This window comes from Clostridium sp. MCC344, from assembly GCF_018785365.1.
Classification (GTDB): domain Bacteria; phylum Bacillota; class Clostridia; order Lachnospirales; family Lachnospiraceae; genus Pilosibacter.
The window spans coordinates 290698-312797 of sequence record NZ_WQPQ01000013.1; the positions used below are offsets into that span (position 1 = coordinate 290698).

Annotated in this window: 18 protein-coding genes and 4 tRNA genes; 3 read left to right on the top strand and 19 right to left on the bottom strand. The window is 51.9% G+C overall.

Going from position 1 to position 22100, the window contains the following annotated elements; genetic code table 11:
* Nucleotides 1-105: 105 nt before the first annotated feature.
* The gene (locus GPK90_RS03560; RefSeq protein ID WP_215702176.1) at nt 106-879 is read left to right on the top strand and encodes an ABC transporter permease; all 774 of its coding nucleotides are present in this window, start codon (nt 106-108) and stop codon (nt 877-879) included.
* A complete protein-coding gene (locus GPK90_RS03565) occupies nt 863-1546 on the top strand; it encodes an ATP-binding cassette domain-containing protein (RefSeq protein WP_215702177.1) in 684 nt (227 codons plus the stop codon). Before GPK90_RS03560 ends, GPK90_RS03565 begins: the two co-directional genes overlap by 17 nt.
* 242 nt (nt 1547-1788) lie before the next feature.
* Here GPK90_RS03565 and GPK90_RS03570 read toward each other — a convergent pair whose 3' ends face one another.
* Nucleotides 1789-3153 carry an MATE family efflux transporter gene (locus GPK90_RS03570; protein ID WP_252197338.1) on the bottom strand — a complete coding sequence of 455 codons (1365 nt, stop codon included), beginning with the start codon at nt 3151-3153 and terminating at the stop codon, nt 1789-1791.
* Between the two features lie 131 nt (nt 3154-3284).
* On the opposite strand from GPK90_RS03570, the gene GPK90_RS03575 reads away from it, so the two are divergent.
* Nucleotides 3285-3356 (top strand) — tRNA-Gly (locus tag GPK90_RS03575).
* A 165-nt stretch (nt 3357-3521) separates the two neighbouring features.
* Here GPK90_RS03575 and GPK90_RS03580 read toward each other — a convergent pair.
* The 18 genes from GPK90_RS03580 to GPK90_RS03665 form a co-directional block, all read right to left on the bottom strand.
* A complete protein-coding gene (locus GPK90_RS03580) occupies nt 3522-5348 on the bottom strand; it encodes a VanW family protein (protein WP_215702178.1) in 1827 nt (608 codons plus the stop codon).
* A gap of 359 nt (nt 5349-5707) precedes the next feature.
* Nucleotides 5708-6271, bottom strand: coding sequence for a manganese efflux pump MntP (locus tag GPK90_RS03585; protein ID WP_118298318.1), 564 nt, complete (start codon nt 6269-6271; stop codon nt 5708-5710).
* A gap of 360 nt (nt 6272-6631) precedes the next feature.
* Nucleotides 6632-6711: transfer RNA gene (locus GPK90_RS03590), tRNA-Leu, on the bottom strand.
* 45 nt (nt 6712-6756) lie between these two features.
* Nucleotides 6757-8013, bottom strand: a complete 1257-nt coding sequence (locus GPK90_RS03595) for a PP-loop family protein (RefSeq protein WP_215702179.1) — start codon at nt 8011-8013, stop codon at nt 6757-6759.
* Nucleotides 8014-8210: 197 nt separating this feature from the next.
* The gene (locus tag GPK90_RS03600) at nt 8211-10031 is read right to left on the bottom strand and encodes a bifunctional homocysteine S-methyltransferase/methylenetetrahydrofolate reductase (RefSeq protein ID WP_215702180.1); all 1821 of its coding nucleotides are present in this window, start codon (nt 10029-10031) and stop codon (nt 8211-8213) included.
* A 198-nt stretch (nt 10032-10229) separates the two neighbouring features.
* Nucleotides 10230-10300 (bottom strand) — tRNA-Gly (locus tag GPK90_RS03605).
* 200 nt (nt 10301-10500) lie between these two features.
* Nucleotides 10501-10582, bottom strand: a tRNA-Tyr gene (locus tag GPK90_RS03610).
* A gap of 122 nt (nt 10583-10704) precedes the next feature.
* Nucleotides 10705-12765: an alpha-glycosidase gene (locus GPK90_RS03615; RefSeq protein ID WP_215702181.1), complete on the bottom strand. Its 2061-nt coding sequence runs from the start codon at nt 12763-12765 to the stop codon at nt 10705-10707.
* Nucleotides 12766-13465: 700 nt separating this feature from the next.
* Nucleotides 13466-15307: an ATP-dependent zinc metalloprotease FtsH gene (gene ftsH / locus GPK90_RS03620; protein WP_215702182.1), complete on the bottom strand. Its 1842-nt coding sequence runs from the start codon at nt 15305-15307 to the stop codon at nt 13466-13468.
* Nucleotides 15308-15321: 14 nt separating this feature from the next.
* A complete protein-coding gene (gene hpt / locus GPK90_RS03625; protein WP_118298322.1) occupies nt 15322-15849 on the bottom strand; it encodes a hypoxanthine phosphoribosyltransferase in 528 nt (175 codons plus the stop codon).
* Entirely contained in the window at nt 15842-17464 is a 1623-nt protein-coding gene (gene tilS / locus GPK90_RS03630; protein WP_215702183.1) for a tRNA lysidine(34) synthetase TilS, read from the bottom strand. Before tilS ends, hpt begins: the two co-directional genes overlap by 8 nt.
* Before the next feature lie 198 nt (nt 17465-17662).
* On the bottom strand, nt 17663-19087 hold the full coding sequence (locus tag GPK90_RS03635; protein WP_346011204.1) for a SpoIIE family protein phosphatase: 1425 nt from the start codon (nt 19085-19087) through the stop codon (nt 17663-17665).
* A gap of 243 nt (nt 19088-19330) precedes the next feature.
* Nucleotides 19331-19660: a septum formation initiator family protein gene (locus tag GPK90_RS03640; protein ID WP_118298325.1), complete on the bottom strand. Its 330-nt coding sequence runs from the start codon at nt 19658-19660 to the stop codon at nt 19331-19333.
* A gap of 151 nt (nt 19661-19811) precedes the next feature.
* On the bottom strand, nt 19812-20180 hold the full coding sequence (gene yabQ / locus GPK90_RS03645; protein ID WP_346011205.1) for a spore cortex biosynthesis protein YabQ: 369 nt from the start codon (nt 20178-20180) through the stop codon (nt 19812-19814).
* Between the two features lie 124 nt (nt 20181-20304).
* The gene (gene yabP, locus GPK90_RS03650; RefSeq protein ID WP_118298327.1) at nt 20305-20583 is read right to left on the bottom strand and encodes a sporulation protein YabP; all 279 of its coding nucleotides are present in this window, start codon (nt 20581-20583) and stop codon (nt 20305-20307) included.
* Nucleotides 20584-20768: 185 nt separating this feature from the next.
* Nucleotides 20769-21008, bottom strand: a complete 240-nt coding sequence (locus GPK90_RS03655; protein WP_118298407.1) for an RNA-binding S4 domain-containing protein — start codon at nt 21006-21008, stop codon at nt 20769-20771.
* Nucleotides 21009-21183: 175 nt separating this feature from the next.
* Entirely contained in the window at nt 21184-21459 is a 276-nt protein-coding gene (locus GPK90_RS03660) for an HU family DNA-binding protein (RefSeq protein ID WP_015552342.1), read from the bottom strand.
* Nucleotides 21460-21656: 197 nt separating this feature from the next.
* Nucleotides 21657-22049 carry a MazG nucleotide pyrophosphohydrolase domain-containing protein gene (locus tag GPK90_RS03665; protein WP_215702184.1) on the bottom strand — a complete coding sequence of 131 codons (393 nt, stop codon included), beginning with the start codon at nt 22047-22049 and terminating at the stop codon, nt 21657-21659.
* Between the last annotated feature and the right edge of the window lie 51 nt (nt 22050-22100).

The following is a 22100-nucleotide window of genomic DNA, read 5'->3' on the forward strand; positions in this document are numbered from 1 at the left end:
CACTGAATAGTTACTATAATTTTATTATTACGATTACATGTAGAAATTCAACCGCTGGAAAACAGCATTAATTTTTATTACACTTTATGGAAGGAGACAGCCGCCATGGATCATCGTTTTTCCGGATTTCTCCGCAGGCTCTCGATCATCCTTTTCTGGATCGTCCTCTGGCAGACCGCAGCTTCCCTGATCCGGAATCATATTTTCCTTGTGGGGCCTGCCGATACGCTGCGGGCGCTCTGTGAGCAGATCCTACTCCCGGATTTCTGGTCCGCCATTGCGTTTTCTTTCTGGCGGATCAGCATCGGATTCTTTCTGGCATTTTTTCTTGGACTTTTCACCGGATCTCTGGCGTACCGTTTTCCCATCGTGGACGAATTCTTAGAGCCGCCGGTGCAGCTCATGAAGACGGTTCCCGTCGCTTCCTTCGTGATCCTGGCGCTGATCTGGACCGGCTCTAAAAACCTCTCCGTCTTTATCTCGTTCCTCGTGGTCTATCCCATGATCCATGTGAACACGAAAGCCGGGCTGATATCTGCGGATCGTGAGCTTTTAGAGGTGGCGGAAGTCTTCCACATCCCGTTTATCCGCCGGGCGCTCTATATCTACCGCACAGCACTCTACCCGTACTTAAAAAGCGCCTGCCGCACAGCACTCGGCATGGGATTTAAGTCCGGGATCGCCGCCGAAGTCATCGGTGTGCCGGACGGTTCCATCGGCGAGGGGCTGTATCTCGCGAAGATCTATCTGAGTACCGCGGAGCTCTTCGCGTGGACGGTTGTCATCATTCTTGTGAGCAGTCTGTTTGAGAAAGGTTTTCTGTGGATTCTGAAGAAATGTGCCGGAAAGGGGGCTGATGTGAATGAGTCCGATAAATAAAAAAAATGACACTGCCCTCACACTCCGCTCCGTCACCAAATCCTACGACGGGCAGCCGGTTCTCTCCGATCTCTCCCTGGAATTTTCCTCCGGAACTTTCTACTGTCTGATGGCACCATCCGGAAACGGAAAGACTACAATGTTCCGTCTGATCCTCGGGCTTGAAAAGCCGGATTCCGGTGTGATCCTGTTCGGTACATCAGCAGGGGATACCGGCAATAACGACATAAAAGCTTCTTCCGGCACGGTATCAAAATCTGATCCCTGCAGGATCCGTGGGATGCGTCCCCTGATCTCCGCTGTTTTTCAGGAAAACCGTCTTCTGGAATGCTATACCGCCATTGAAAACCTCCGCTTCGCTCTTGGAAAGCGATATTCCAGCGAAGCTCTGACCGCATACCTGCTCCGTCTTCTTCCGGAAGACGCCCTGAATAAGCCCGTCTGTGAATTCTCCGGCGGCATGAAGAGGCGTGTCGCGATCCTGCGCGCGATCCTCGCACCGACCGATATCATTCTCATGGATGAGCCGTTTACCGGACTGGACGCGGATACCAGGCAGCTCACGATCGATCTGGTCAAAGAGCTCTGCGCCGGAAAGCTCCTGATCATCGCTACCCATGCGGAGGACGACGCAGAGCTTCTGGGTGCGAAGATCATTCACTTATAAGCCGGAAAACCATTTCAACTGGCTTCTAACTTCTCAACCATATCATCCAATCTGCCAGTCTTTAACCACTATATATGAAAAAGAATGTGCCTCGCGTGATCGCTTGCGACAATCTACATCTTCGCGCGAGTGCGCATCATTTTAAAAAGCGTTCTCCTGTCCGGTCATCTCATCAACAGATATCCCTCAGGAAAACGCTTCTCTATTATTTACGCACTGCGCAGACAGTAACAGATTTCTCTCTATCTCGCCCCTAACAGCTTATCTATCTTCCTCATATGGAAGAAGTAGACCACGAACATTGAACATCCCGTAAACAGCCAGGACGCCACATACACATTCATCAACATATCATAAGTCGTGAACATGCGGAATATCGTTGTGAGCCAGATCAGTCGGAATACGACTGTGCCGAGAATCGTGATGACGGATGGCTCCAGGGACTTTCCAGTTCCTCGCAGGCAGGAACTTGCAACCTCATATGTCGCAGTTAAACCTTCCAAGGCACACACACGATCCATTCGTATGATCCCGTATGCCGCCACCGCAGCGCTCGTCGTATAGATGCTGACGAAAAAATCTTCCCACACGATAAAGATCACGCTGAGGATCTCCGTAAATCCGAATCCAAAGAGCAGGCAGAGCCAGAAGATCTTTCTGCATCTCTTCATGTTGCCCGCACCAAAGTTCTGACTTGTAAATGTAACCGCCGCCTGGGCAAATGCACCTGCAATATCATATGTAAAATACTCAAAATTCAGCGCCAGGGATGAACCCGCGATGGCCGCCTCACCGAACATGTTGATCCCGCTCTGGATAAACACGTTGGAAACAGAAAAGATCGCACCCTGAATTCCTGCCGGGATACCGATCGCCAGCACCTTTTTCAGCTCATTTGTATCGATCCGCATCCTGTCAAACCGGAAACTGAACTCATCATTCCTGCGGTACAGATGGGAGATAATGAGGAATGTGCTGACCACGTTGGAGATCACCGTGGCGATGGCAACGCCCGCAACTCCCAGATGGAATCCGATCACAAGGAGCAGGTTTAAAATTACATTCAGCACGCCGGACACGATAAGGTAGCACATTGGTCTCCTCGTATCACCGTAGCTTCTGACAATGGCAGCACCAAAGTTGTACGCGACCATAAACGGAATTCCCACAAAATAGATCCTGATATATAAGAGTGCCTGATCCAGCACTGTCTCCGGCGTTCCGGATGCCACAAGGATCCGTCTTGCCACCATCATTCCGATCACGAGAAGCGCAATTCCGAGAACCGCACCGAAGGTCAGGATCGTGTGGACCATGCTGTTGATCTTACCGCGGTTCTTCTGACCAATAAGGTTCGCCAGAGCTGCATTCGGTCCCACAGAAAGTCCTACGATCAGGTTCACGAAAATTCCAACCAGTGCCACACAGCTTCCCACGGCCGCCAGCGCCTGTTCCCCCGCGAATCTTCCCACAACGGCAACGTCCGCTGAATTAAACAGCTGCTGCAAAATACTGCTGAACGCTAACGGTATCGAAAACAGGATCAGTTTTCCTGCCAGTCCTCCGTTTAACATGTCCATTTCCTTTGATCTTACTGATGTTTCCAATGTTTTTTCCTCTCTTTTACTTCCATGTGCTGACCTGACCAGTAAATTTTTTCATATCCTCCACAGTATACCACACTTTTCTTATCTTGACACTTCAAAAGATCCATGCTATCATGATGGTAACCTGATACGCACGAGTGGCTCAGTGGTGGAGTATCGCCTTGCCAAGGCGAGGGTCGCGGGTTCGAATCCCGTCTCGTGCTTTTACAAAAACGAAAGAAAAGAGGTATCCTTTGGGACACCTCTTTTCTTTCGTTTACGCTCCGCGACGTCTCGTTCTCTCACACTAAATCAAAACGCACATCTTCTTTCTCCCATATAATTAAGGTAATTGAAAGCATGATGTGCGTTTTCTTTATTCTCTCTATTTAATTTCCCGGAAATCCTGCAATATTTCCAACCGCTTCCGTTGTAGCCGCTGCTGTTGTTTCATCACCCGGGCCGTTTGGCGCGGCTGCCGTCGTTGCTTCTGTCGCCGGTGCAGCCGTCGTCGCAGCCTCAGTCGCTGCCGCTGTCGTCGATGCAGCCGTTGTCTCACTGTGTGTGCCCTTCGTCTCAGATCCACCGGTGGATGCCGCTGTTGTCGATGTGCCGGAAGAACCGGCTGCGGTTGTCGCAGCGGCAGAGCTCTCCGGCGCGACGCTCTCGCCCGGAACGTATCCGTCCGGCATTCCGTCTACGGCTGCGGCGGACGTGGACTCAACGGCCGTCGTCTCATCCGGTGAAACCTTCACGGTTCCCGTATTTCTGCGGATCACAGCTGCGTGTCCCTTGTAGGTCTTCGCGTGATCTTCTGTCTTTTCGACAACAGTTCCGTTCTTTGAAACGATCTTATAGGTAACCCAGCGGCTGCCGTTCGTCGCCGCCTTCTGTGTCACCTCGGTACCCGGATCCAGCGTCGGGTCTTCCACATAGGTCGGCTCCGGCGGTGGAAGCTCATCCGTCTTCTCGGACTCCAGACTCCAGGTGATTCCATCCTCCAGCACCGGTACTCCGTAGAAGGAGACCGTCATCTTCCGGTTGCTGTAGTTCGCGCGGATACCGATCGCTGCCTTTGACGTATTGATAAACCGGAAATCCGGAATATCCCAGCTGATCGCCGCATCCTGTCCCGGAGTTACGTAGTTCGGCTCAAAGGTATGGGATCTTCGGAACGTGATCTGCATACCGGACTGGAATGCCACACGGTACATCGTCGAAGATACCTGGCATACACCACCGCCCGGTTCCTGTACGACCTCGCCTCCACTGTAGGCAGCCGCTTCCTGATATCCCTTTTCCGCCGTGCGCTGTCCTACAACCTTATTAAAGGAAAATTCCTCACCCGGCCGCACGATGGTTCCGTTGATAGCTCTGGCCGCAAGCTTTACGTTTGTATTTCTCTTCTCGTTGGCGGTCGTCTCCGTCGTAAACGTAGAAAGAGTCTTATACTGCTCCTTCGCGTTCGCTGCGGAAAGCTCCGGCTGGCTCTCATTGACCTCAGCCTGTATCACGGCGTCATAGTTTCCGCTTGTCGCAGCCTCCACGAGGTCCTTTATAAGCTTCTCCTGGTTCACAGCCTTGCCCGGAGCTCCGTCCGCAAACAGGAACTTATCCGTCGCAGCGTCATACTCGGAGATCGAGCCGTTCTTTGCCTTCACATCCCACTTCGCCGCCGCGTCCGCTGCTGCCTTTGCCGCTGCGGACTGCAGATCTTCAGAATCTTCCACCGAGAATGTATATTCTCCGCCATCCTTGTCAGCAGAAATCCCGTCCAAAAAGGCATCCAGCTCGGTGTCGATCATATTGTCCGCGTCCACACTCTCCCCGTTGTAAGAGATCTTCACATTCCACGGAAACTTCGCCTCGATGGCAGCTTTCGCCTCGCTCTTTGTCATTCCCTTTAAAGAAATCCCGTTGACGCTGATATCGGATGCCTGGAATGTGGATTCCTCCGCGACCGTATCCGTTGTCTTCTCTTTTCCATGCCCGAACAAGCCGGAAATAAGCCGGATCACTCCGATGATCAGGATCAGGCAGATGATCGCTCCGCCGATCATGATCCGTCGTCTTAAGATCTGTTTTCTCTTCCGCCTCTGCGCCCGGATCCAGGCCGGGGAATGCTGCCTGTACTCGTCTCTCTGGTCTCTCTGGGTTCTGGGATCTCTCTGGTCTCTCGGTCCCCTTGATCCCCTCTGGTCTCTCTCTCTGTTCATGTCTGTATTTTCCTTATTTTACTTTATCAGAATTTATCAGGATGCAACGACAGGGTCCGCACCGAAATGGTGCCGAACCCTGATATGTATCGGTTATGATTATGTAATATCGTTCCAATTACGGTATTCTTACAAAATCTCATCTGTCTGTATCAGACAATTATTCATTATATCGGTACCGGAATGCCTTGTCAAGAACGCCGGACAACAAAAGTTCACGCTCTTAAAGTTAACACTCTTATCGTCAAAAATGGACCTCCGGAAGTTTTCTCTCCCAAAGATCTATTTTTTCAACTTCTTTATCTGTTCCGGTCCTCTCCTGCTGCCGTTTTTTCGTGATCCGGCCGCGCTTTTCAGGCTCAGCCAAGGAATCCAAGATGCTCCAGCAAAATCTTGATCCCCATGAGGACCAGGATCAGTCCGCCGACAAACTCTGCCTTCGACTTGTACTTCATTCCGAATACATTACCGACCTTCACGCCGATCGCCGACAGGATAAATGTCGTACATCCGATGAAGGTCACTGCCCAGACGATGTTTACATGTAAAAACGCAAATGTCACGCCGACCGCAAGTGCATCGATACTGGTCGCCACCGCCAGGGCTAACATCGTCTTCACGTCAAAGCTGGCGTTCAGTTCTTCGTCCTCATCCTCTCTGGATTCCTTGATCATATTGATTCCGATGATCCCGAGAAGAACAAATGCGATCCAGTGGTCGATCTGTGTGATCATGGACTCAAACTGGCTTCCGAGAAGGTAGCCGATCGTCGGCATCAGAGCCTGGAATCCGCCAAAATATGCACCGCAGATCAGCGCGTGCTTCGGTTCCATCTTTTTTACCGACAAGCCCTTACAGACAGACACCGCGAACGCATCCATCGACAGTCCTACAGCAAGGATAAAAAGCTCTAAAAGTCCCATAAGTCATGTTCCTCCTAAAAATTGCTTATTTTTTCTGATAAAAAGGAATCCGCTTTCCGGTTTCCCGCGCCGAGCACGCTTTCCTGTGCGATCCTTCCGCCTCGCACATTGCGCATCTCAGGCACGCAGTGCCTTTTTGTTTAACAGAAAATTCCATCGGGATTTCCTCTTAAACAAAAAAAGAGACTCTCTCTGTCATTTTCGACAGATAAGTCTCATCATTTCAAGTAAAGCCAGGAACATTTCCAGTATGTTGACCTTACTGCGCTTTCCGGCGCCGACTACTCCCTTATTCTGGTAAGTCCGTAACTGTATTGTATCGTCACAGTTACATGAGTATCTTTTTGTTCTACAGAAGAGTGCGGATGAAGGGATTTGAACCCCCACGGTTGCCCGCCAGCTCCTAAGGCTGGTGCGTCTGCCAGTTCCGCCACATCCGCGCATTCTCCGATAGACTCTCATTATAGCGTGTTTGAAAAGAATTGTCAATTATGGATTTTCTTCGTCTCCTCATCGTAGTCATCCAGGAAATTGTAACTCCAGTCTCCCTTGTGATATCCGATGACCGTCTTCAGATTGATGTTGTGAACACTGTTGAAGATGTTCATGTCGATCATGTCACAGCGCTTTCTGAGCTCCGCGATCAGCTCCTTCATCTCGTCGCGCTTCGATCCCTTTTCGCCGCCGCATGTCGCGCAGCGCTCCGTGAAACGGCACGCACACTGGATAAAGTGGAGGTGATTGTAATCTCTCCACGCCTTGATATCCGCCTCGCGGACCATGTACATCGGGCGGATCAGCTCCATGCCCTCAAAGTTCTTGCTGTGGAGCTTCGGCATCATGGTCTCGACCTTTCCGCTATACAGCATTCCCATCAGCGTCGTCTCGATCACATCGTCAAAATGATGTCCAAGCGCGATCTTGTTGCAGCCGAGCTCTTTCGCGTGGGAATAAAGATATCCGCGGCGCATTCTCGCGCAGAGATAACACGGGCTCTTATCCACGTCGGCAACGATATTGAAGATATCGCTGTCAAACACCTGGATCGGGATTCCCAGAAGCTTCGCGTTATTTAAGATGATATTCCAGTTGTCCTCATTATATCCCGGATTCATCACGAGAAATACAAGGTCAAACTTCACTTTTCCATGAAGTTTCAGCTCCTGTAAGAGCTTTGCCATGAGCATCGAGTCTTTTCCGCCGGAGATGCAGACCGCAATCTTATCTCCTTCCTTGATCAGCTCGTAGTCATGGACTCCCTTTGTAAACCGTCTCCAGATCGATTTGCGGTATTTTGTGATGATGCTGCGCTCGATCGCCTTCGTGCGCTCCGCGACCTCCTCCTCGTTCATGACCATCATGGACAGGGACAGGCGCAGGAAGGAGCGGTATCCGCCTTCCACGCTTCCGGCGTCAAATCCGGCATCGTCCAGAAGTTCCGCCACATACAGGCTCTTGTTTCCCGTATGGCAGAGCACCCAGACCGGCTTGTCCTTCGGGATCGCCGCGAGAAGTTTTCCAACATTTACGCCCTCTTCCCAGGCCTTTCCCTCTCCGATCGTTCCGGACTCCATGTCCGCCTCCTCCGGATTCTCCAGGTATTCCACCAGCTTGTCCTCCGGGATATTTAACGCGGCATCCATGGACCCCTTTTTATATTCCTCCGCCGGGCGGATGTCGATGATCGTCCGGTCAAACGTTCTTCCATTGATCAGCTCTGCAGCTGTGATCGTCTTAATCATTCTCTTTCTATTCTCCATTTACGGCTGTCGCCCTGATCCGGGTGCCGTCTCCTGCTGTTTTTACTTTTCTAAAATATCCGTAACTGTTCAGTACCCTCACACCTACGGGAACCTCCCCCGGAGCTTCCCTTCGGATGCATGGCAAGTTACGAGCAAAAATCCATTCCAAATCGGCTTCGCCGATGGGATTTTTGCCTTCAAGCCTGTGTTTTATTACGGTCAGCGCAGCAAGTGCGCAGACCTACTGAACAGTTACAAATATCCTTCAACATATAAACCCTGTTGAACGGGAATGAAAAATAATATCCGTCCGCGAAGTCCTCCACCAGCTTCATGACTTCCTTCGCAAGCTGGATGCCCACGGCCTCGCCTTCCTTCCGGCTGGCTTTTTCAGGGTATCTCGCGACGATCTCATCCGTCACATTGACGCCCGCGATCTCATTTTTCATGAACATCGCGTTCTTTCTGCTGATGAGCGGCATGATCCCGCAGAGGATCCGCGCCCCGGTCTCATCCTTGATCCGGCGCAGTCTCGCCGCGTCCTCCTCCGTGAATACCGGCTGGGTCAGGAAAAACTCCGCTCCCTCTTCCATCTTCTTCTTTACACGTCCGATCTCCACGTCCAGGTTCTTTCTTCCCTGGTTGATCGCACCGCCGTAGCAGAGCGGATTCTTCGCGAAAACATCCTCGTTCATCTCCTTCGCGATCTTCATAAGCCCCGTGGAATCCGAGTTGAACACCGCTTTGACCGTCTGTCTCGCCGTCGACGGGATCGGATCTCCCGTGATGATCAGGAAGTTGTAAATATCATTGATGGCAGCTCCCAGAAACAGGGACCGCATCGCGATCGCATTCCTGTCACGACAGCAGATATGCGGCATCACATTTAATCCCGTCGCCTGGCGCACCTTGTTCGCCATGAGGACGGAATCGACTCTCGTTCTTCCGGACGGGGAATCCGGGAATGTGAGGACATCCACGCCTGCATTCTTTAAAAGATGGGCGGATTCCAGGAGTTTCTCATCATCCGCGTCAAACGGCGGCGCCAGCTCGACCGCGATAAGCTTCTTCTCTTTTCTGTTTCCGTTCTCATCATAGAGGAATCCATATCTTACCACATGTTCACTCTGTCCGCTGCTCTCCGCCTCTTTTTCCGGAGCACTTTTCTTCAGGATTCCGTCCCGGGCGGACATTTCACGGATAAATTCCGGATCCGTTCCACAGCAGCCGCCGAGAATGTCAGCACCGAGCTCCTGAAGCTCCTTCATCTTCTCCGCAAAATATACCGGAGTGTTGCCAAACTGAAGTTTATTTCTCGTCAAAGTCGGATATCCCGCGTTCGGGATCGCCAGCAGGAATTTATCCCCAGGACGTCCCGCTTTTTCCAGGATCTGGCGCATATGGGCCGGTCCCACACCGCAGTTTAAGCCCACCGCATCGATCTCCGGAACAGCCGCCGCGTCCGCCAAAAGGCGCTTCGCGCTGAGTCCTGCCGCGCTGTAGCCGAACTGGTTCACGGAAAAAGAGACTGCGATGAACATGTCATACTCGGCACGGATCTTTTTGATCGCCGGAAGGATCCCGTCGAGGTCTACAAACGTCTCAAAGTCCAGGACTTTGACTCCTGTCTCCGCAAACGTCTTTGCGATCTGATAATACTCGTCCGCCGCTGCCGCCGCGTCCTCCGTCCCATTCACCGGGATCGGACCGATATCGCCTGCGATCCAGACGTTCTTCCCGTCCGCCGCGCTCCTTGCGATCTCCACCGCCGCGCGGATGTTCTTCTCAACTTCCGGAAAGCTCTCCTGCAGCGTCTCTGTGTTCGCCGCAAAAGTATTCGTCCGGATAAAATTTGCTCCGGCATTCAGATATTCCTCGTGGGTCTTCTTTACTTTCTCCGGGTCCGAGAGATTCGCAAGCTCCGGGATTTCCTGCGTCTGGTATTTTGCTGCAAAGTAAGTTCCGAACGCGCCGTCGGTGATGAGGTTGGTTTCTTTCAGATATTCACGTAAATTCATGCTCGTCCTCCTGGGGGTAAAAAAGAATGGACCTTGGCACATTCTCGCGCCGAGCGCGGTCGCTTACGACGATCTTCATCTTCGCGCGAGTGCGCATCCTAGGCACGCAGTGCCTTTTTGTTTAACAGGAAATTCCGACGGAATTTCCTGTTAAACAAAAAATCGGACCTCTAAATCCAGAGGTCCGACGCTTCAAAAAGCGGGTGATGGGAATCGAACCCACGTATCCAGCTTGGAAGGCTGGTGTTCTACCATTGAACTACACCCGCGTATAAACAATGAGAGGCAGCTGCTGATATGAAAAAATTTTCGTTGGGAGCTCGCTCACATAAGAAAATTTTCTCATATCAGCAGCTATCGCCGTTGCAAACGGCGATTATGGAGCGCAGCTCCATAATACCTCGGAGCCACCCTAATCATCGTCCCATTCCCTTGACATTCTCATCTCTTCAGGTCTTTGCTACCAAAATGGGCGGAGGTGGATTCGAACCACCGAAGCAAGTTGCAGCAGATTTACAGTCTGTCCCCTTTGGCCACTCGGGAATCCGCCCATATCATTCTGACAAGTCAAAATGATACCATACATCGATTCAAAAATCAAGCATTTTTTATGACCAAATGCCCTTGAAAACACTGCGTATTACAGTCCCGGCACACGCACCATGATCGCCATCTACTCGCCTTTACTCCCAATAAAGATCATCGCCCCATTCGCCGCGATCTCCACTTCCATCACACCGTCCGTCACCGGATACCGCACAGTGCCCGCGTTGTACCGCTCCGCATCCGTCGCCATCACGCGGTCCATAAAATCGCCGTTCACTTCCGCTTCCCACACCGGAATCCGGATTCTCTGGGAATAATCCTCACTGTTCACAACGACAACTCCCTGGCCGTCCGCATCAAAACGTCCATACGCGATCACACCATTCTCCGCCAGCAGCGGCTTTAACGCCCCGCGTCGGAACGCTGGAGTCCTGTTCCGGATCCCCGTGAGATACCGGTGAAATTCCGTGAGTTCCAGGTCTTCCTTTCCCCAGGGGAATGTTCTCCGGTTATCCGGGTCCGTCCAGCCAAAGACGCCAGCCTCATCACCGTAATAGATCGTCGGTGCCCCCGGCCATGTCATCTGGATCACCGCGCCGGAGCGGAAGGTTCCGTAATTCACGCCGATCTCCGCTTTCTCCGCATCCTCCGGCTTATAAAGCCGTCCCACGACGCGGTTCGTCCTCGTGAGGAATCGCGAATGGTCATGGTTTGAAAGTTCATTCATCGCCGCATAGAGAGATCCCGTCTGCATCCGGCTCATGTTGGAGAGCATGGAGCACATGAACGCCTGACTGTTGTGCAGAAGGTGGTCATCCTTCCGCTCGCTGTGCTTTTCCAGACCGGTCAGGAACCAGGATACCGGTTCCATGAACGCGTCATAATTCATCACCGTATCCCACTGGTCCCCGGAAAGCCATGTTGTGGCATCCCCGTAATGTTCCGCCAGGATCAGCGCGTCCGGATTCGCCTCCTTTACGACCTTCCGGAAATCTCTCCAGAACCGGTGGTTCATCTCCGGCGAATGACCGAGATCCGCCGCCACATCGAGACGCCAGCCATCGATCGAGTACGGCGGGGAAAGCCACCGTTTCGCGATATCGAGCACATACTGATACAGCTTTTCCGATCCCTCATAATTTAATTTCGGCAGCGTGTTATGTCCCCACCAGCCTTCGTAGGAGTCATTGTCCGGCCAGCCGTTCGCATCCTTAAACAGAAAGAAATCCCGGTACGGACTGTCCGCTGAGAGGTATGCACCCGGCTCATACCCGCCGTCCTTCTCATAGATCTTCTCCCGGTCCATCCACTTGTTGAAAGACCCGCAGTGATTAAAAACTCCGTCCAGGATGATCCGCATGCCCCGCTTGTGGACTTCCTGCACAAAACGGGCAAAAAACGCATCACTCGCCGCCAGGTTCTCCCGGTCGGAGGTCCGCACGGAATACCGCTTCGCATTGCGGTTATCCGACGCATCCGCCGCCACAAGTTCCCCTTCATCCTTCACGATCACCCCGTAATGAGGATCGATATGTTCATAATCCTGGCAGTCATACTTGTGATTCGACGGGGACACAAACACCGGGCTTAGGTAGAGCACTTCCACCTTCAGGCTCTGCAAATAGTCGAGTTTGTCCCAGATTCCCTGGATGTCGCCGCCGTAAAACCGGTCCACATCAAGGACGGAAAGCCGCTCATTCCATTTTTCCACCTTCGCCACCGGAAATCCGATGTAGACATATTCGTCTCCCAGGACATCGTTCGTCGGATCCCCGTTATTAAACCGATCCACGAAGATCTGGTACATCAGGGCGCCTTTCGCCCACTCCGGTACATGGAATCCAGGTGTGATCACAAACGGAGCGTCCATCCCTCCCGGCTCCGACACACCGAGGCGGTTATAGTGACAGACTTCGTCTCCTTTTACAACCTCAAAATCATATATCAACGGGGTCTCCCCCAGTTGGATCGTTCTCTCATAAAAATCAAATCTTCCGGCCGTCTCCGCCTTCTCAAGCTCCAGCCGCCTGCACTCATTCCGGTTTCCGCCATCACGGATCACCGCGTATACATGGTCCACGTCCCCGGCCCCGGTCCGGAATCTTATCTTAACATTCTCCCCGCACTCCGGCTCTTCCGGGATGCGGTACTCTCTCGTTCCATCGCTGAAAAGTGCCGCCTTCAACATTTTGAATGGCCTCCTTGTTGGTCTGATGCAGCCTCTCTTGCGATATCCGGGCTGCATTTTCTGTATCTGTTCTCACTCATTTCTCACAAATGTTATTATACAGGATTATATCCCCATTTGCACGTTTTTTCTGAAAGTTCACTCCGGCGATCCTCAAAAACTGTTTTTGCAGATTAAAAAGAATGTGCCTCGGCACATTCGGGCGCCTCGCGCGGTCGCTTGCGACAACCTTCATCTTCGCGCGAGTGCGCATCTTAGGCACGCAGTGCCTTTTAGGTTAACCGGAAGTTCCATCGGAATTTCCGGTTAACCTAAAAATCTGAAGCTCCCGCACGGCACAGCAGGATCCTCAGATTTTTTCTTTAAAAATGGGCAGAAAGAAAGCCAGCGGGGGGAACCACTGGCTTTCTTCCGGAAAAGGTATTATGTCTCTTATGGGGTATAGCAAAAACTATATAATGTATTGGGGGGTTACGAGTAGTAATATAGCATAGGAGTCCGGATAAGTGTGCACAAACATTTAAAAACATGAAATTTTTTTTTGTTCATATTGCCACCGCCCCGGTTTTCTTTGTGCATTTTTGTTATTGCAAGTAAAAAATCGACGTTTGCCTGCATTTCTTTTGCACAAACGTCGATTTACTTAAGTTTCTAAAATTTTCTGTTGTGAGATCTTCTGCCGGGGTGCAAATCCGAAACCTTACTCTAACTCCGTCTTCTCCGTTCCCTCAACGAACAGGCTGTCAAACTCTTCCTGTCCGATCTTTTCCTTTTCGATCAGAAGAGCAGCACACTTATGAAGGATGTCCTCATGTGCCAGGATGATCTCCTTCGCCTTCGCATAGCACTCATCGATGATCCTCTTGACCTCGCTGTCGATATCGGAAGCAACACGCTCACCGTAAGATCTCGTATGCGCCAGATCTCTTCCGATGAAGACTTCGTCATCGTCGCTGCCGTAGTTGATCATTCCGAGCTTCTCAGACATTCCGTACTGGGTTACCATCGCGCGGGCGATCGCAGATGCCTGCTTGATATCCTGGGATGCCCCCGTCGTCACGTCTCCGAAGATGATCTCCTCCGCGATCCGGCCGCCGAGAGAAACCATAATGGTCTCCAGCATCTTATTCTTTGTGTTGAACATCTCGTCCTTCTCAGGAAGCGGCATCGTATATCCTGCCGCGCCCATTCCGGTCGGGATGATGGAGATCGTGTGGACCGGTCCGACATCCGGGAGTTCATGGAACAGGATTGCATGACCTGTCTCATGGTAAGCTGTGATCTTCTTTTCTTTCTCGGAGATCACCTTGCTCTTCTTCTCCGCGCCGATCCCGACTTTGACGAACGCCTGCTCGATATCAGCCTGGAGAATATAGCGGCGCGCCTGCTTTGCCGCAAGGATCGCAGCCTCGTTTAAGAGGTTTTCCAGATCTGCTCCGGTAAATCCGGCCGTCGTCTGTGCTACTTTCTCTAAGTTCACATCGTCGCCCAGCGGTTTTTCCTTCGAGTGAACCTTTAAGATCTCCTCGCGTCCGCGGATATCCGGTTTTCCGACTCCGACTTTCCGGTCGAAACGGCCCGGACGCAGGATCGCCGGATCCAGGATGTCCACGCGGTTTGTCGCCGCCATCACGATAATTCCTTCATTGACTCCGAAACCATCCATCTCAACGAGGAGCTGGTTTAACGTCTGTTCACGCTCGTCATGTCCGCCGCCCATACCGGTACCGCGGCGTCTCGCAACGGCATCGATCTCATCGATAAAGACGATACACGGAGCGTTTTTCTTCGCATCCTCAAAAAGATCGCGGACACGGGAAGCGCCGACGCCGACGAACATCTCGACGAAATCTGATCCGGAGATCGAAAAGAACGGAACTCCCGCCTCACCGGCAACCGCCTTCGCGAGAAGTGTCTTACCGGTTCCCGGAGGTCCTACCAAGATCACGCCCTTCGGGATCCTGGCACCGACATCCGTATATTTCTTCGGATTTTTCAGGAAATCAACGATCTCTTCCAGTTCTTCCTTCTCCTCCTCGAGTCCTGCGACCTTGGAGAAATTCACGGAATTCGTCCGGCTCATCTTCGCGCGGCTCTTTCCAAAATTCATCATCTTGGAGTTTCCGCCGCCTCCCCCGCCGACTCTCGCGTTCATGAACATAAACATGAACATGATCACGACGGCGCTCAAAGCGACCGGGATAATGACAGACATCAGGTAGTTCTCCTGTGGGACATTCTCAACGACGTAGTCGATGGAATTGTCCTGGAGAAGTTTTTCCGCGTCCTTGACATCGGATACTGCAACCGTTGCCCGGTCCCCGCTCTTTAAAAGGATATCCAGGGTACCTGTCGGCGGCTGCTGGTTCTGATTGATCTCCACGGATTCGATCGTCTTATTCTCGACGGCCACCATAAATTCCTGGTGGGTCATCTCCTGGCTGAATAAGCTCCCCTGGCTCGTCAGGCTGGACGCGAACATGATGAGCGCGATCACAAGCAGGACAAGGCCAAGTCCGCGGAACTGCTGGTTCTGTTTCAACTTGGGGTGCCTCCTTACTGCTGCTCCACAACGCCGATGAACGGAAGGTTGCGGTATTTCTGGTCATAATCGAGGCCATAGCCTACAACGAACTCATCCGGGATCGTAAAGCAGGTGTAATCAACCTTCACCTGTTTCTTGACACGGCGCTCCGGTTTGTCGAGCAGTGTGCATAAGTGGATGGAATTCGGATTTCTCTTGTGTAAGATATCGATCAGGTATGCGAGAGTCCGTCCGGAATCGATAATATCTTCGACGATCAGGACATTCTTTCCCTCTAACGGCTGATCTAAGTCTTTTACGATCTTTACAACGCCGGAAGACTGGGTTCCGCTTCCGTAGCTGGATACGGACATAAAGTCAAGCGTTACCGGAACGGTCAGGCGTTTTGCGAGCTCGCAGGTAAAGAATACGCCGCCCTTTAAGATGCAGATCAGGTGAACTTCTTTTCCTTCATAATCCTTATTGATCTGGTCCGCGATCTCTTTGATCCGCTTGTCTACTTCTTCTTCACTTAATAATACACGAATTTTATCAGCCATGGTCTTCTCCTTTGCAATTCCAGATGCCTGCTCTCCCACCGCCGTCTTCCGACCGGTCTCCCCCGTCAGGCAGGATCATCTCCGCCTCCAGGACACGTTCAGTCTCATCTGTTATTTTATAATAATCACTGATCCGGTATCCGATCACCCATAATATATGGTCTCCGTCCGCCAGGACCGGAATTCGGTCCCGCTCTTTTTCCGGGATCTTTTCATCGATCATAAACCTTCCGAGCTTCTTTTTTCCTCCGCCGGAAAGTGTGAAATAATCCCCGTTTTTCCTGTATCGTATGGATAATCCATCTTTTATTTTATCATAGTCAAACCATTTCGTATACTGGTTTTTCGGAATTTCCAGTTCTTTTTTCCGTTGGGTGACATGAAGGCGGATCATGGTCGGACCGAGCTGCAGGATCTTTCTCTCTCCCGCTTCCGGATCGATCTTCTTTTTTTCTGTATCCAAAAGCGCTTCGCAGGATAAAGTTTTCAGACCTGCCATTTTCACCTCTGTGCATTCCAGGTCCTCTGCATTTTTCCTGAATTTATAGGCCGAAATGTCCCCAGTCTTCTCTCTTCTTTCTTTTTCTCCCACCTGGCACACTTTCCGGATCTCCAATGTCTCATACCCGCGGACCGCCTGCAGACCATACGGAAGGTCCGCAATACAGCCGCCGCCCGGACCGGAAAGATCCATGACCAGCCGGATGTGACGCTCCGTGATGTCTTTCGCCTTCCCGGCGGCATTTAAGATCATTCGGCGGATGATGTAGGTTTTTAAGATTTCGGGCTGGGGATCAAGGATTTCGGTGCGGATCTTTACAGAATTTCCGGTTCGGCTCTTTTCCTTCCGCTCACTTTCCCTTAAGACCCGCTCCGCTTCCGCCTCGAAATACGCATCCGCTTTGGCAGCAAACTCCGACACCGCCAGGATATGTTCCGCCGCCCGGCTGTTGATATTCTCCGTCACCCAGGGCAGGAGCTCGTTGCGGATCTTATTTCTTGTGTAATCATTCTCCTTATTTGTGGAATCTTCACACCAGGAATGTTCCCGTGATGTCAGGTATTCCTCGATCTCTTTCCGGGAGACGCATAATAATGGGCGGATGATCTCCTCTCTCACCGGCCGGATTCCCGAGAGCCCGGGAAGTCCGCTCCCGCGGAAGAGATTTAAGAGCACCGTCTCCGCATCATCGTCCTCATGATGGGCGACGGCGATCTTCGCACAGCCGTATTTTTCCGCCGTCTCCTTCAGATGGCGGTAGCGCAGGATCCGCCCGGCTTCCTCCGTCGACAACCCGTGATCCGCGGCATATGATCCTACTTTCTCATGCACCACGGTAAGCGGAACCCCCATCCGCCCGCAGAGTTCCTTCACGAACCGCTCATCCCGGTCCGCCTCCGCGCCGCGGATCCCGTGGTTCATATGGAATGCAGAGACATGGATCCCGAGTTCTGCTGCCAGTTCACACAAAAGCAGCAACAGGCAGACGGAATCCGCGCCGCCCGATACCGCCGCCAGGACCCCGTCTCCCCGGTCTGTCATATGATTTTTTCGCATAAAGGCAAGAACCTTCTGCCGGAACCGACCGATTCCTGCATTCATTTTTTCGTTCATTTTTTTCTCCGTTTTTCTTTTATCGCATTGATCCTATCTCTTCATCCTCAGCTTTCCCGGATTTTCACCATTCATCACACGACGGATCCATCCTGTTCCAACCTGGTCTATGAAGTTTTTCACCTGCGCTTTTACGCTCAGATCAGTAAACCCGCCTTCTGAGGGCAGCTTCCATTTCCAAATTCTTCCCGCCGCGTATCACCCGTAGATCCCGCCGACCAGCACCGTCATGTCATCACGCGGCTCTCCCTCAAACGACAGCGCAAACGTCAGGATCATCTCCGCCGTCTCCTGCACACCGGCGTCGGGCAGCCCGTCGAGGAAATCCCGGAAAGTCTGCTCCTTTTCCGCCCCCGGCATCGCATCGAGAACGCCGTCGCTCACCAGGATGATCTTGTCCCCGTCCCAGAGTTTCCGCGATATCATCACCGGCTCCACGGGATTCAAAACTCCCGCTGGAACCGTCTCCGACTCCAGGATCTCCGCCTCCCCGCCGGATCTCCGGTCCGGCAGGAGAAAGGACGCCGCCGCCCCGAGTTTCATCATTTCCAGAACACCCGTGTAAAGATTTACAAGTCCCAGATCCAGCGTCGCCGGCCGGTCGCCCATCCCGCTCAGCAAAAGCACCGTATTGATCAGCTTCAGCGTCGATCTCGCGGAGAATCCCGTGTCGAGAAGCTGTTCCGCGAGCTCCATGACCCGCCCGCTGTCCGCTCCCGCCGCCGGTCCGCTCCCCATTCCGTCTGAGAGGCTCAAAGCAACCTGCCCTGGGAGTGTGTTCCGGAACATGTAGTTGTCGCCGGAGACCTCTTCCCCCTCTTTCGGAGTCCTCGCAGCTCCAAACAACAGCCGGTAATTTCCTTTTTCGATCAGGCGCACCGTGGAAGTTTTTCTTGTGACCAGCGTCTTTCCGTTCCGCGATGGGACAAACTCCGCGCCGGCAGCCTGTCCGAACAGCGCCGCCATGTCCTTCACAGTTACACAGCGCCCGTTTGCTGTCCGCACCGTAAGGAATGCTTCCCGTCTTCCGTCCCCATACTTCAGGACCAGCATGTCCTCCAATGCAATCCTGCGTTTCCGGAATGCAGACCGGACCGCCGGGATCAGCGTCTCCGTCACGTCCGCCGCCTGCTCCATCTGTCCGGAAAACTCCCCGAGGATCCCCACCATCTCCTCAAACTGCAGCATGACTGCGTCCCGGCTCTCGAGGAACCGGTTCTTCCAGGCGAGATTCATCGTGGAGCGTCCGAGACTCCGGTTCAATTCTCTGAGATAATCCGTCTTTTTCCGACACCTGTCCAGAAACTCCCTGGGCATGTCCGGGTACTCCAGCGCACCTTTTTTCTCGAATGCGCGGAGCAGATAATATAGGAAATAATGTTCCCCGTCCTGTTCATCCAGGCCCTCCTGCTTCATGCCGCACCTGTCGCAGCTCCCACAGACCATTGATGCCGCCGATTCCAGCGCCGCGATCCCGTCCTCTCTGGAAAGTCCCGGATCTTCACCGGAATTTTTCATGATCTTTGCGAGCTGCCCCAGTGAATCCGAGATCTCCGCGAGTCTTTCCGCCGCATATCCCCCGGCTCCGGACAACTTTCTATGTATCTCCCGATCTCCAAACACAAAAATTCCCTCCTAACCTGCGTACCCTGTCACGAAAGACCATCCAGGTCTCCATGACCAGCCAAACGACGCGGAATACGCCATTTTATTATATGCAGGCAGGCGGGAAATATTTGTCGGATTCCCGTATTCAGTTTTTAAAAATTTACGACATCATCTGCGCTGATTTGAGCCAGACATTCATCCACTGTCATTTTACAGATGATGCGGCATACAAGTCTTTCAGATGATCCGCCATGAACATCAGTTGGATTCATCCGCTTTAAAAAGGATCTCATCCTTATTTACAAGTCCCAGTTTTTCTTTTGCGACTTTCTCGATATACTGTTTCGTCTGGACATACACACGGTACTCTTCGAGTTCGGCGGCTCGCGCCTCCTCCTTCGCCAACGTCTTCTCGAGTGCCTGTTCCCGCGCCTGGTATTCCAGATCACGTTCTCTCAGGGAAGTTCCGCCGATATGGACAACCACAGCAAGGCTTCCTACGACCACCGTGATCCCGATCAGCGCCATCCGGTTACCCAGACTGTTTCTCGATCTTCTTTTGTTCCGTCTGTTCCGGTTTTCTCCCATGACTCCTCGCTTCCTTCTTGATCTTGCCTTCTATCCTGATCAACCGGTCCATTCCGTTTCCCGTGCATGAACGCTCACATTCATGACAGGCAATCCATTTTCCTGTGGATTTTCCACACTCCCACATGTTTCCGGGAATGACCTTTTATTTCTACATTTCAGACTGCCTGTTTCTTCTCTTTTCTGAGGCAGTCTTTCTTTTAATTTTATACCATTTTTTCAGCTTTTTCAATAGGTGGAACACATTCCTGCTGATCATTTTATCATAAAAGATCATGCCGAAAAACACGCAGGCGATCACATAGGCACGGACGATCCCGCTGTTCTCATAAAACAGCAGAAGAAAGGTCATGACAGCTGCGCAGATCCAGTAAAAAAAGTCCTCGATCCCCGTCCAGACCAGCCCGTGCGGAACAAAAAAGCGGAACCATCTTAACAGATCATAGCTTGCCATCAGAATGCATCCCAGCACGAAACTCATCCAGACAAGTCTCACTTCCATGGCAAGATATGTGCTCACTCTGCGATTCCTCCACAATTAAAAATCCATTCCGCATCGGCTTCGCCGATGGGATTTTTGCCTTCCACCCCATGTTTTATTACGGTCAGCGCAGTAAGTCTGCAGACCTACTGAATCGTTACTATTATTTAAACAGTTTCGCCCAGAAGCTTCCCCCGCTCTTCGTGCCGCCGCCCGCCGAGTACACAAGGCTGTCCGTCCTACCCTCAATGTCGATTTCGCCCTTTTCCAGGCTCAGCCTGTTCACATGGAGGTCTTTCCCCTTGATGGTCAGAAGTCCCATGTCCGTGTCCAGCACGATGGTATTCTCATCGAACGAGATCACATCCAGGATCCCCGTGAGATTTCCCTGATCCCGGTTATTCAAAACGATCTTATGCGCCATTCCCGGATTCTCTTCCATAAAGCACCTCCCGCATGTAAATCTGCCGCAAGCGACCGCGCCCGACGCAAAAATGCGCCGGCGTACATTCTCTTTTATATATATGATGGGAATAAAAATTTATGCCCACAGGCAGCGATCTCCGGGATGCCTTTTTCCCGGGGCATAAAGAAAACCTCACAGACTTATCGCCGTGAGGTTCCTTATTAAATATATTCGAACATTTCCTTCGTATCTTCCTTGCGGATCGTCTCCTGCACACTCGTCACACGCACCTTCACGGCCTTTGTTCCGAATGCGACCTCGATCACATCCCCGACCTTCACTTCCGCGCTGGCTCTCGCGACCTTGTCATTTAACATGACACGACCGCTGTCGCACGCCTCGTTTGCCACGGTTCTCCGCTTGATGATACGGGATACTTTCAGATATTTGTCTAACCGCATAACTGCTCCTTTTCGCGGCGATACCGCCGCCAGAATTCCTGCTGCCCGCCCCGGGCGGACACGTTTTCCCGGAAACAATAACCCCTCCGCAACGCACGTTCGCATCACAGAGGGGATTCACATGACCCGTCGCGATCAGGTCAAATTTATAAGTCAGTTCATTCCGAAAACAGAATTAAGCGTTTACCATATCCTTTAAAGCCTTACCAGCTTTGAATTTCGGGTTCTTGGAAGCTGCGATTGTGATCTTCTCACCTGTAAGCGGGTTTCTTCCCTCTCTTGCTTCTCTCTCGGATACTTCGAATGTACCGAAACCAACTAACTGTACTTTCTCACCTTTAACTAACTCTGCTGCAATAACATCTGTGAAAGCCTTCAGTGCCTTCTCAGCATCTTTCTTGGAAAGTTCTGCCTGCTCAGCAACTGCTGCGATTAATTCTGTCTTGTTCATTTGTTTTATTTCCTCCTAAAATTCATTTCAAAACCCGCGGACAAAGCCTGCCCGAAGGACCTTTGCATTGCACTCTTACATTTATATATGTTTCTGCATTCTTTGTCAAGGAGTTTTGCCCGATTTTACCGTGTTTTTCAGCGTTTTTCCCTTCCCGTACACACGTCTTCCCGGACATGCACAGGAACCGCATTTTGTCAATGCTTTCCGGCCTTTTTCTTCATTTCCCGTTCCTGTTTTTTGATCGCTTCCCAGAGATCTTTCTCATCCTCGACCTCCGGAATTTCACCTCCGAAGATCCTCGGATGACGGCGGATCATCTTCTCGCAGATCCCATTTACCACATCATCCACGGTGAAATTTCCGCGCTCCGCCTCGATCTCACTGTGGAACATGACCTGGAACAGGACATCCCCGAGCTCCTCACAGAGATTTTCCGTATCCCCGCTATCGATCGCCTCCAGCACCTCCGCACATTCCTCCACGAGATGCTTTTTTAGCGTCTCATGATCCTGCGCCCGGTCCCAGGGACAGCCGTCCTCTGCACGCAGCGTCTTCATGATCTGCTTTAAATCTTCAAACGTATGCATGATGATTTCCTCATTTCTTTTTCATTTTTGCGATGTATAAATTCACCCTGT